This window comes from Egibacteraceae bacterium, from assembly GCA_040905805.1.
Lineage (GTDB): Bacteria > Actinomycetota > Nitriliruptoria > Euzebyales > Egibacteraceae > DATLGH01.
In genome coordinates, this window is the sequence record JBBDQS010000034.1 from 29860 (window position 1) to 41901 (window position 12042).

A 12042-nucleotide genomic window follows, 5' to 3' on the forward strand; every position below is an offset into this window, starting at 1 on the left:
TGCGGGTCGGCCACGATCAGGAGAAGGGGGTCTGGGGCCGCGTCCACGGCCGGCCGTCGACCTCGACGTCGACCTTCTCGTTGTAGAAGGCAACCAGCCCCTCGATCCCGCGCACCTCGGCGTGCACCTCGTCGTAGGCCCACGCGACGTTCTCGAGCCGCTCCCCGCCGGCCTCGGCGGTGTAGTAGCGGCTGGTCGTCCCCTTGTACGGGCAGGACGTCTGGAGGTCGCTGCGCTGCAGCGCGTCCACGCGCACGTCGTCGTGCGGCAGGTAGAACCGGGGAGGCAGACCCGTCTCGAACAGCAGGGTCGGCCGGGTGCTGTCCGCCACCACCTCGCCGCCGACTCGCACGACGACGTGCCGGTCGGAGCGGACGACGTCGCAGCGGTGGTAGGGATCCCGCGGATGCACGCCGATCCGCTCGGCTTCCTCCCACCACTCGTCCACCGCGTCCCACTCGAAGGCCAGGTAGCCCGACAGCGGCGGCGCCTGCGGCAGCGGCTCGGGGTAGCTCCACACCGCGTTCTCGCGCTCCTCACCGCCCACCCGGATCGTCCAGTACGACGCGTCCCCTTTGAACGGGCAGTGTGTCGACTGCTCGGTCGCGGCGAGGAGATCGGTGCGCACGTCCTCCTCGGGAAGGTAGTACACGGGCATCAACCCGGTCTCGTGCAGCAGCATCGCGCGGTCGCTTTCGGCGATCCCCTGCCCGCAGACCACGACACGGATGCGTCGTGGCGTCGGCTCGAAGTACAGCACGTGCCCCGGTGTCTCGCAGTCGAAGTTGAACACCCCCGCGGGCGCATACGCGAAGGGTCCGGTCCCTACCATCAATGCCATGCTGACCCCCTGAGCTGATGACCACTGTCGATCCTAGCTGGCGCGCCCACCCCGCGGGTCAGCCGAGGAGGGAGAAGAAGCGGCCCGCGGCGGGGGCGGCAACGGTCCCGCCGAACCCCCCGCTCTCCACCAGTACCGCCACCGCCAGGTCGCCGCGGTACGCGATGAACCAGGCGTGGGTGGCCGTGCCGCTGCCGAACTCCGCCGTCCCGGTCTTGCCGGCGACCGGTGCCCCGGGCACCTGCGCGGCGGTGCCGGTGCCGGTGCCGTCGGCGACGGCGTGCCGCATCAGGTCCTCCAGCTGCGCGTGCACACGCGCGGACAGCGGCTCGCCGCCCGGCGTCGCCTCGGCGTCGTCCAGGATGCGCGGCGAATCCCAGCGGCCTCGGGCCACGGCGGCAGCGACGCTGGCCATGTGCAGCGGGGTGGCCTCCACCCGGCCCTGGCCGATCGACGCGGCGACGTGCTCCACGGGGTCGGCCGGCTCCGGGAAGCGCGAGCTGGCGACGGGCACGCCGATGTCGTAGTCGATGCCGAAGCCGAACCGGCGGGCGATGGCTTCCAGCGCCCCGGCGGGCAGCTGGTCTGCCGCGTCAACGAAGGCGGTGTTGCAGGACTCGGCGAAGGCCTCCCGGAAGCTGATCGGCCCGAGGACGGCGAACCCGGCATTGCGGAAGCTGCGCCCGCCGATGCTGGTGGTCCCCGGGCACCCCACGGTGGCGGTGGGGTCGAGCCCCTGCTCCAGCAGGGCCGCGGTCGTCACCACCTTGAACGTCGAACCGGGGGGATAGCGCCCGGACAGCGCACGGTTGAACCCGCCCGGCGGCGTGTTCACCACGGCGCGGACCTCGCCGGTCGGGACATCCACGGCCACGAGCGCCGCGGGATCGCCGATGGGGGCCAGCGCGGCCTGTCCCGCCTCCTGGACGCCAGGGTCAAGGGTCGTGCGCACCTGGCCGGGCTCGGTGGCGGCGAAGGCGTGCAGGACCGTGACCACCTCCCCGTCGGCGCTGACGACGCGGACCTCACCGCCTGGGGCCCCGGCGAGGCGCGACTCCAGGGACCGCTGCATCCCCGACTGACCGACCACGTCGCTGGCCTGGTAGGGCACCCCGAGCTCGGTGAGCTGCTCCTCGGTCACTGCCCCGACCGAGCCCGCCAGCTCGGCGAAGGGCCCATCGCCCAGGACGGTGCCGTCGCGGTCCACGAGGGCTGCCCGCACGGGCCACGCGCGGACCCGACCCAGTCGCTGCCCCGCGTCGAGCTCGGGGTGCAGGGCATGCGGCCCCCACGCGACAGCCCAGTCCGACTCGCCGGGCTGCAGGCCGACCGCACCCTCGTAGCGCCACTCCCCCAGCCCGGAGAGCGTGAGCGTCACCGTGTAGGACGCGAGGGCATCGGTCGGCCCGGGGGCGTCGAAGACCACGTCGGTGAGGGTCACCTCCGCGTCGGCGACGTGCAGCGTCTCCCACGCCTGCGCGTGCGCGGCGCCGGCACCGCCGTCGGGATCGGCCACCACGGCGTCGAGGCCCTCCCAGTCGCCGGTCTCCCAGGCAGCGGCGAACTGCTCGGCGGTGGAGATCGCCGCCAGCCGGACCTGACGGGCCCGCTCCGCGCGCTGGGCCGCGAAGAGACCCGCGGTTACCGCCAGCGCCACCGCGGTTCCGGCCACGACCGCAATCGTCAGCCACCGCCGCACGGGCGCTCCTCACACATAGGTCGGGACGGTCGACCGACCCGTTCGCTCCTCACCACCGTAGCGCGCATCCGTCCTATTTCCGGACGAGTGGCGCATCGCCCAAAGGATCAGCAGGCCCCATGGGATCAGGAGACGCTGTCGGACCCGAGCAGCATCTTCAGCTCGGCGTACAACCCCGGGCTGCGCGAGACGTAGAGGTCGGAGGGCAGGCGCAGCGTGGTCCCGTCGCCGTTGGCGCCCGCCAGCCGCAGGTGCACCTGCACGACCCCCGGGTGGCCGCCGAGGACGTCCTTCAGGCGCTCGACGACCTCGGCCGTGCACTGCTGCGGGGCCACGGTCAGCCGCAGCGGTGACGACGTCGCGTCGGACAGATCCGGGGCGTGCACGTCGGCGGCGATCACCTTGGGGGTGTCGCCGTCGTCCAGACGACCCTTGACGCAGAGCACGGTGTCCTCCGTCAGGATGTCCTGCGCCGCCTGGTACACCTGCGGGAAGAAGATCGCCTCGATCCCGCCCTGGAGATCCTCGATCGTGCCGACGACGTAGGGCTCCCCGCGGCGGGTGAACTTCTTGGTGATGCCGGTCAGGATCCCCGCGACGGCGACGGTCCCCGACGCACCCTGCTCCAGCAGGCGTGCGATCGGCGCGGTCGACAGCGTCGCCAGCAGGCGCTCGAGCCCCAGGAGGGGATGGTCGGAGACGTACAGCCCGAGCATCTCGCGTTCGGCCGCCAGCTTCTCCTTGCGCTCGAACTCCCCGTCGGGGATCGACACCGCCTCCACCAGTTCCGCGGTGCCCGCGGTCTCGCCGAACAACGAGAACTGCCCTTCGGCCTCAGCCCGCTTGCGGGCGATCGCCTGCTCGGTGATGGCCTCGAACACGGCCAGCAGACCCTTGCGGGTATGGCCGAGCGACTCGAACGCCCCTGCTTTGATGAGCGACTCGATCGTGCGCCGGTTCAGGACTCCCGCATCCACCTTGGCGCAGAAGTCGGCGAAGTCGGCGAATCGGCCCTTGGCGTGCCGGGACGCCACGATCGACTCCACGACCGCCTCGCCCACGTTGCGCACTGCGGACAACCCGAAGCGCACCTGGGGAACCGCCGTGTCGGGCGATGGCGTGAAGTCCAGGTCGGACTCGTTGACATCGGGGGCCAGGACGGTCATCCCCATCATGCGGCAGGAGTGCAGGTACAGGGGCAGGCGGTCCTTGTTGCTCTTGACGCTGGTGAGCAGCGCCGCCATGTACTCGACCGGGTAGTGGGCCTTCAGCCATGCCGTCTGGTAGCTGACGAGCCCGTAGCCGGCCGAGTGCGACTTGTTGAAGGCGTAGTCGGCGAAGCCCTCGATCAGGTCCCAGAGGTCGGTGGCGAGCTTGCTGGTGTAGCTGTTGGCGACGCAGCCGTCGACGAACTTCGACTTCTGCGCGTCCATCTCGTCTTGCTTCTTCTTGCCGATGGCGCGCCGCAGGAGGTCGGCCTGGCCCAGGCTGAACCCCCCGAGCTGCTGGGCGATCTTCAGGACCTGCTCCTGGTAGACCAGCAGCCCGTAGCTGTCTGCCAGGATGTCGGCGAGGTCGGGATGGGGTACCTCGACCTTCGACCGTCCGTGCTTGCGCTCGGCGTACTCGCTGTGCAGACCCGCTGACATCGGCCCCGGGCGGTAGAGCGCCAGCAGGGCGATGATGTCGTCGAAGCAGTCGGGGCGCAGGTGGCGGCACAGCGACTTCATGCCGGCCGAGTCGAGCTGGAACACCCCGTCGGTGTCGCCGTCGGCCAGCATCGTGTACGTCGCGGCGTCGTCGAGGGCGATGTCCTCGATCACGACGTCCCGCCCGGTGTTGACGGCGATGTGGCGCAGGCAGTCGCTGATCACGGTGAGGTTGCGCAGGCCGAGGAAGTCCATCTTCAGCAGGCCGATGTCCTCGACCATGCCGCCGTCGTACTGCGTGACGATCTCCCCGTCGGACTCCAGCCGCAGGATCGGCGTGTACTCGGTGATGGCGTCGGGGGCGATCACCACCCCCGCGGCGTGGATCGAGTGCTGGCGCCGCAGCCCTTCGAGGCTGAGCGCGGTGTCGAGCACCTTGGCGGCGTCCGGTTCGTTCTCCCACGCCCCGCGCAGCTCGGCGGACAGCTTGCGGGCCTCGGCCAGCGGCTTGTCCTTGCCCATCACCGGCGGAGGCATCATCTTCGTCAGGCGGTCGCCGAAACCGAACGGGTAGCCGAGGACCCGTGCCGAGTCGCGGATCGCCTGCTTGGCCTTGATGGTCGAGAACGTGACGATCTGCGCGACCTTGTCGTCGCCGTACTTCTCCGTGGTGTAGCGGATCATCTCCCCGCGCCGGCGCTCGTCGAAGTCCATGTCGATGTCGGGCATCGACACCCGCTCGGGGTTCAGGAACCGCTCGAAGATGAGCCCGTAGCGGATGGGATCGAGGTCGGTGATGCCGGTGCAGTACGCCACCAGGCAGCCGGCCGCCGAGCCGCGCCCGGGACCGACGCGGATGCCGACCGCCCGGGCGTGGTCGCAGAGGTCGGCCACGATCAGGAAGTAGCCGGGGAAGCCCATCTGCTCGATGACGGCGAGCTCGGTCTCGAGCCGCTCCCGGACGTCGTCGCGCAGCGGGACGCCGTAGCGGCGCTCCGCGCCCTCGTAGACCTTGCGGCGCAGGTACTCCGCCTCGGTCATCCCGTCCGGACAGCTGAAGGCGGGCAGATGGTGACCGCCGAAGGTGAGCTCGACGGCGCAGCGCTGCCCGATCTCCAGCGTGTTGCGCCAGGTCTCGGGGTGCTCCGGGAAGAGGGCGTGCATCTCCTCGGGCGCCTTGACGTAGAACTGGTCGCCCTTGAACTGGAAGCGGTCGGGGTCGTCCTTCTTGGACCCGGTCTGGATGCAGAGCAGCGCGTCGTGCGCCTCGGCGTCGCCCTGGTCGGTGTAGTGGCTGTCGTTGGTGGCGACCAGCCCGATGCCGAGATCCCGGGCGATCTCGACCAGGAGCGGGTTGTTCGCCCGCTGCTCGGGGATGGTGGTGTGGTCCTGCAGCTCGACGAAGTAGCTGTCCTGACCGAAGATGTCGCGGTGCCGGGCTGCGGCCGCGACCGCCCCGTCGCGGTCGTCGGCGAGCAGCAGCTGGTTGACCTCGCCGCCGAGGCATCCCGACAGGCAGATGAGGCCCTCGGCGTACTCCGCCAACAGCTCGGCGTCGGCACGCGGCTTGTACCAGTAGCCCTCCAGGTAGGCCCGCGAGACGAGCTTCATGAGGTTGCGGTACCCCTGCTGGTTCTCGGCGAGCAGGGTCAGGTGGTGGTAGGGCTCGGCACGCGGGTTCGGTGCCCCGTCAGCGCCGGCGCCCCGTCGGCCGCCCTTGGCGAACCGGCTGTCGGGCGCGACGTACACCTCGCACCCGATGATGGGCTTCACCCCGTGGCGGAGGCCGGCCTTGTAGAAGTCGACCGCACCGAACATGTTGCCGTGATCGGTCATCGCGATCGCGGGCATCCCCAGCTCGGCGACCCGTCCCATGAGCGCGTCGATACGGCTGGCCCCGTCGAGCATCGAGTACTCGGTGTGGGTGTGCAGGTGTACGAACGAATCGCTCACCGGTGACGCAACGCTCCTGCATGGTCGGTGGTCTCGTCACCGCAGGCAAGCACACCGACCCGTGAATCACAAGGGTGGAAGTCGCTGCGGGAAGTCGCGGGGAAGCGGCGGGGAAGGGCGGCCAGTCTACCCCCCTGGACCCGGGCGGGGGGCGGTCCCCGCGAGTCGGCGCAGCGTCTCCCGCGCGGCGACGAGGTCCGCGGGCAGGGGCTCGTCGACCGCCACGCGCGCGCCGGTCACCGGATGCACGAACGCCAGGCGACGGGCATGCAGGGCGGGACGGTCCAGCCCCAGCTCGGCGGCCAGCGCGGGGGACGCGCCGTAGAGGCGATCCCCGCAGACCGGGTGGCCGACCGCCGTGAGATGCACGCGGACCTGGTGGGTGCGACCGGTCTCCAATCGCACCGTGAGCACCGCCGCCCGGCCGAGGTCCTCGTCGAGGTCGTAGTGGCTGATCGCCCGCCGGCCGGAGGGGTCGACGGCGAAGCGGGTGCGACGCGCGGTCGAACGCGCGATGGGCGCGTCGATGGTGGCCCGTGGCGGGCTCGGCACCCCCGCGACCAGCGCGGTGTAGACCCGCTCGACGTCGTGGGACCGGAAGCGGGCGGTGAGACCCTCGTGCGCCGCCAGGGTGCTGGCCACGACGAGCAGTCCCGAGGTGCCGCGGTCCAACCGGTGGACGATGCCGGGCCGCCCGGTCGGGCAGGCGGCGGCATGCGGGCCGCACGGGTCGGCCAGCGGTACGCCCATGGCGGTGAGGCCGTCCACCATGCTGCCCGTGCTCGGGTCTGTGCCGGCCCCGGCATGGACCACCAGGCCCGCGGGCTTCGCCACGACGAGCAGGTGCTCGTCCTGATAGCGCACGGGGATGGCGTCGGGCATCGGCGACGGCGCCTGCTCCGCGGCCGTCACCCGGACGCGCTGGCCGGTCCGGAGCCGCTGCGACTTGGTGATCGCGACACCGTCGACCGTGACGTCACCGGCGTCCAGGCGGGACTGCGCCCGCCCCCGGGTCTCGCCCAACCAGGCCGCCAGGGCCACGTCCGCGCGCCGGCCGTCCTCAGCGGCGTCCACGACCTGATCGAGCAGACGCTCCTGACCGCGGTCGCTGCGATTCACGGCTTCCGGTCTGGGGACTCCGGTCGCACCGACTGGTGCGTCGCGCGGGCGGCCGCGGCAGCGCGCTCCTCCCGGTCGACGATGGTGAGCAGCACCGCGATGCCCACCGCTCCAACGACGATGCCGATGTCCGCCACGTTGAACACGGGCCACCAGCCGATGTCGAGGAAGTCGACGACGTGGCCGGAGGGAAAGCCCGGTGGGCGCAGCAGCCGGTCGGTGACGTTGCCGAGGGCCCCGCCGGTGACCAACCCGTACACGGCAGCCAGGGAGAGACGGTCGGTCCGCGGGAGCGCGCGCACCACCAGGACGACCACGAGGATGGTGACGACCAGGAACAGCGCGGGGAACGCTGGGATCCCGAACGCGCCGCCCGGATTGCGGACCAGCCGCAGATCGAGCGGACCCACGGAGGTGCCGGGCACCCCCGTCGCGGGCAGCTGGGCGACGGCCAGCACCTTGGTGGCCTGGTCGAGCAGCAGCCAGATCACCGCCACGCCGAGCGTCGTCGCGTAGATCAGGCGGCGGGGCAACAGGGGCTTGGCCTCCGGCGCGGGCGACGCCGACGCCGACGCCACAACGGCGGAGCGTCGCGTGGGGACCGCGTCGCCGACGCTGCCGGTGCCTTTCGGACCGCCCTTGTCGGGACGGAAACGTCGCCGTTTCGCCCCCTGCTCGTCCGCCGACCTGGTCGGCTCGGCGGGGGCGTCGGCAGGGCCGTCGTCGGTCGTGTTGGTCTCCATGGCGTTCATCGCCCGCAGTGTAGCGGTGGACGCGGCCATGGCTGGCTGCACCCTCCCGACGACGGAGGCCGCAGGTCGGGCGTTACGATGCCCTGACCCTTTCCGATGCGCAGGAGGACCTGTGGGTTTCGAGCCTGTGGAGCAGCATCCCGACTTCCCGGCGCTGGAACGCCGGGTGCTGGAGCGGTGGCGGGGAGAGAAGATCTTCCAGCAGTCGGTGGATGCCCGCGCGGACGGGCCCCTGTTCCGCTTCTACGAGGGGCCGCCGACCGCCAACGGGCAGCCGGGTGTGCACCACGTCGAGTCGCGGGCCTTCAAGGACCTCTTCCCCCGCTACCGCACCATGAAGGGCTACCGCGTCCCCCGCAGGGGGGGATGGGACTGCCACGGCATCCCGGTGGAGATCGCGGTGGAGAAGGAGCTCGGCTTCACGCGCAAGTCCGACATCGAGGCCTTCGGCGTCGCGGCCTTCAACGCCCGCTGTCGCGCCTCGGTGACCCGCTACGTCGAGGACTGGGAGCGCCTGACGCAACGCATCGGCTTCTGGGTCGACACCGACGACGCCTACTGGACCATGTCCACGCCCTACGTGGAGAGCGTGTGGTGGTCCCTGGCGGAGCTGTGGTCCAAGGGCCTCATCTACGAGGGCCACAAGGTCGTGCCCTACTGCCCCCGGTGCGGCACGGCGCTGTCGGACCACGAGGTCGCGCTCGGCTACGACACGGCGGTCGACCCGTCGGTCTACGTGCGACTGCCGGTGCTCGAGGACAGGCTGGCCGAGGAGGGGGCCGCCCTGCTCGTCTGGACGACCACGCCGTGGACCCTGGTCTCCAACACCGCGGTGGCCATCGGTGCGGACATCGCCTACGTCCTCGCTCGTCGACCGACCGACGACGGTCCGCTCGTGCTGGCAGCCGAACGGGTCACCGAGGTGCTCGGCGAGGACGCCGAGATCATCCGTACGGTGTCCTCCGACGAGCTGTACGCCCTGCACTACCGCGCGCCGTTCGACGACCTCGACGATGAGGTGTCGGACGACTGGCACTACGTCACCGTGGCGGATTTCGTCACCATCGCTGAAGGCACGGGGCTCGTGCACCTCGCCCCGGCCTTCGGGGCCGACGACATGGCGGTCGCCCGTACGGACGGGTTGCCGGTGGTGAACCCTGTCGACCTCGAGGGCTGCTTCGACGCGCGCGTGCCTGCCCTCGCCGGTCAGTTCGTCAAGGCCGCCGACCCGGCGATCATCGAGATGCTGCGCGACCGCGGCCTGTTGGTGCGGTCTGGTGAGTACACGCACACCTACCCGTTCTGCTGGCGCTGCTCCACGCCACTGCTGTACTACGCCAAGCCCTCGTGGTACATCGCCACCACCACGGTCCGCGACCGGCTCCTGGAGGTCAACAGCCAGGTCGACTGGCATCCCCCGCACATCCGCGAGGGGCGCTACGGCGACTGGCTTCGGAACAACGTCGACTGGTCGCTGTCGCGCGAGCGGTACTGGGGCACACCGCTGCCGCTCTGGCGCTGTGAGCAGTGCGACACGGTGACCGCGGTCTCGTCGTTGGCCGATCTCGGGGAGAAGGCGGGGCGCGACGTGGCGGGCCTCGACCCCCACCGCCCCGCCGTCGACGAGATCACGATCGCCTGCCCGGCCTGCAAGGCGACCGCGCACCGTGTTCCCGAGGTGATCGACGCCTGGTACGACTCGGGGTCGATGCCCTTCGCGCAGATGGGCTACCCGCATGTCGAGGGCAGCACCCGGCAGTTCGAGGACGCCTTCCCGGCTGACTTCATCTGCGAGGCCATCGACCAGACCCGCGGATGGTTCTACTCGCTGATGGCCGTCTCCACGCTGCTGTTCGACGCCAACAGCTATCGCACCGTGCTCTGCCTCGGGCACATCGTCGATGCCGAGGGCAAGAAGATGTCGAAGTCGCTCGGCAACGTGCTCGACCCGTGGGAGCTGATCGAGTCGCGCGGCGCCGACGCACTGCGCTGGCTGCTGCTGACCGACGGCTCGCCATGGCTGGCGCGGCGGGTCGGGCCCGAACCGCTCGACGAGGTCACCCGCAAGTTCCTCCTGACGCTCTGGAACACCTACTACTTCTTCGCGACCTACGCGCGCATCGACGGCTGGGAGCCCGCGAGCTCACAAGCCCCACCGGTGGGGGAACGCCAGGTCCTCGACCGGTGGGTGCTGGCCGAGCTCGCCGAGGTCGTCCGCGTGGTGGACCGCAGCCTGGACGGCTTCGATGCCACCACCGCAGGCCGTGCCATCGCCGTGTTCGTGGACGACCTGTCGAACTGGTACGTCCGCCGCAGCCGACAGCGCTTCTGGACCGCCGATGACGTCACCTCTGCCCCGGGAGCCGACAAGGACGCGGCGTTCTCGACCCTGCACGAGTGCCTGGTGACCCTCGCCGCACTGGTCGCGCCGTTCATCCCGTTCCTGGCCGACGAGCTGTACGGCAACCTGGTCGGCGCGGTGGACCCCCACGCGCCGGCGAGCGTCCACCTGCTCGACTTCCCCACGGTCGACGAGCGCGCCGTCGACGACGGCCTGCGCGCCGCGATGGGCGCGGCCCGGCGCACCGTGGAGCTGGGGCGGCGGGCCCGCAACGACGCCAAGGTGGGTCTGCGGCAACCGCTGCGACAGGCATTGGTCACCGTCCCGGCGGACGTGCGCGAGACCTGGCCGACGGTCGCCGGGGTGGTCGCCGATGAGCTGAACGTCAAGCACCTGGGCGTCCCCGACAGCCGAGACGGTCTGGTCACCCACCGCGTGAAGCCGAACTTCCGGGCCCTCGGGCCTGACTTCGGCAAGCGCACCCCGGCCGTTGCGGCCGCCATCGAAGCCGCCGACCCGGCCATCCTGGCGGCCGCACTCGCAGAGACCGGGGAGGCCGAGGTGCTCGTCGACGGCGCCCCTGTCCGCGTCACCGCCGAGCAGGCGCAGGTGCACGAGGAATCCGCCCGGGGCTGGCAGGTCTCCAGCGACGGGCCGTTCAGCATCGCCCTCGATCTCGCCCTCGACGACGAGCTGCGCCGGGAGGGCCTGGCCAGAGAATGGATCCGTGCGTTGAACGATCTGCGCAAGCAGGCCGGACTGGCCTTCGACGACCGAATCGAGTTGGAGGTGGCCGCCGAGGGCGAGCCGGCCGCCGCCCTCGACGAGCATGCTGCGGGCATCGCCAGCGAGGTGCTGGCCGTGTCCCTGCGGCGCGGCACGGCCGAGGGCGGCCAGGCGCTGTCCTTGAGCGGGGGCGCCCAGGTCCGGGTGCGGCTGGCGGTCGCCCGATGAGGCGGCCCCCCCGGCGCGTCGCGCTCGATGTCGTGCTCGTGGGCGTTACGGCCGCAACCGGCGTGGCCGTCGCGCGCCGGGCCTTGGCGCGCATCGAACCGCCGACCAACATCACCGGGGCGCCGGTGCCCCTCGACCGGCCGTTCCGCCCGCGGCTCGGCAGCGCGCCAGACGCCCGCATCCTGCCGCCGCGGTGGGAACCGCTCGGGTTGTCCGCGCTGGCACGGTGGGAACCGGCGCCACCCCGGCGCGCTGTGGCCCGCGCAGCCGCCTACGCCTGGGCTGCGCCGCTGACCGCTGTCGGTCTGCTCGTCGGCGGTCTCGCCGGCGTGCGCCCCCGCGTCCGCGAGGGCGTGCTCCTGTTCGCCGACGCCCGCGGTCCGGCCGGTGCGGTGCTGCGCTCGCGAGGGTTCTCCGCCGGGGCGATCGGCCACGTGGTCGTGGCGCTCAACGACCCGTCACCACGGCTGTTCGCCCACGAGCTCGCGCACGTGCGCCAGGCCGAGCGCCTCGGCCTGGGCCTGGCCCCGCTGTACCTGGGACTGCTCGCGGTGTACGGCTACGCGCGGCATCCGTTGGAGCGAGCGGCCAGGGTCGCGGCGCGCCGCACCGCGGGCGCCCCCTAGCCCCGCGCCCCGCCCTACGACCGCTCGTCTGGCGGCGTCGCCTTCTTCGTGGCCTTCTTGGCGCTCGTCTTCTTGGCCGTGGACTTCTTGGCCGTCTTCTTGGCGCTC

7 protein-coding genes are annotated in these 12042 nt (G+C 71.6%); 2 read left to right on the top strand and 5 right to left on the bottom strand.

What is annotated here, in order from left to right; translation table 11 throughout:
• Positions 1-16 precede the first annotated feature (16 nt).
• The 5 genes from WD250_04655 to WD250_04675 form a co-directional block, all read right to left on the bottom strand.
• On the bottom strand, positions 17-841 hold the full coding sequence (locus WD250_04655) for a DUF427 domain-containing protein (GenBank protein MEX2619490.1): 825 nt from the start codon (positions 839-841) through the stop codon (positions 17-19).
• A 58-nt stretch (positions 842-899) separates the two neighbouring features.
• Positions 900-2513 carry a penicillin-binding transpeptidase domain-containing protein gene (locus WD250_04660; GenBank protein ID MEX2619491.1) on the bottom strand — a complete coding sequence of 538 codons (1614 nt, stop codon included), beginning with the start codon at positions 2511-2513 and terminating at the stop codon, positions 900-902.
• A gap of 152 nt (positions 2514-2665) precedes the next feature.
• Entirely contained in the window at positions 2666-6142 is a 3477-nt protein-coding gene (dnaE, locus tag WD250_04665; GenBank protein MEX2619492.1) for a DNA polymerase III subunit alpha, read from the bottom strand.
• A 126-nt stretch (positions 6143-6268) separates the two neighbouring features.
• A complete protein-coding gene (locus WD250_04670; GenBank protein MEX2619493.1) occupies positions 6269-7261 on the bottom strand; it encodes an RluA family pseudouridine synthase in 993 nt (330 codons plus the stop codon).
• Positions 7258-8043: a signal peptidase II gene (locus tag WD250_04675; protein MEX2619494.1), complete on the bottom strand. Its 786-nt coding sequence runs from the start codon at positions 8041-8043 to the stop codon at positions 7258-7260. The genes WD250_04670 and WD250_04675 overlap by 4 nt, the downstream gene beginning before the upstream one ends.
• An 82-nt stretch (positions 8044-8125) precedes the next feature.
• On the opposite strand from WD250_04675, the gene ileS reads away from it, so the two are divergent.
• Both ileS and WD250_04685 read left to right on the top strand, forming a co-directional pair.
• Positions 8126-11308 (top strand): isoleucine--tRNA ligase, encoded by a 3183-nt coding sequence (gene ileS / locus WD250_04680; protein MEX2619495.1) that lies wholly within the window; start codon positions 8126-8128, stop codon positions 11306-11308.
• Entirely contained in the window at positions 11305-11934 is a 630-nt protein-coding gene (locus WD250_04685) for a hypothetical protein (GenBank protein MEX2619496.1), read from the top strand. The genes ileS and WD250_04685 overlap by 4 nt, the downstream gene beginning before the upstream one ends.
• Positions 11935-12042 lie beyond the last annotated feature (108 nt).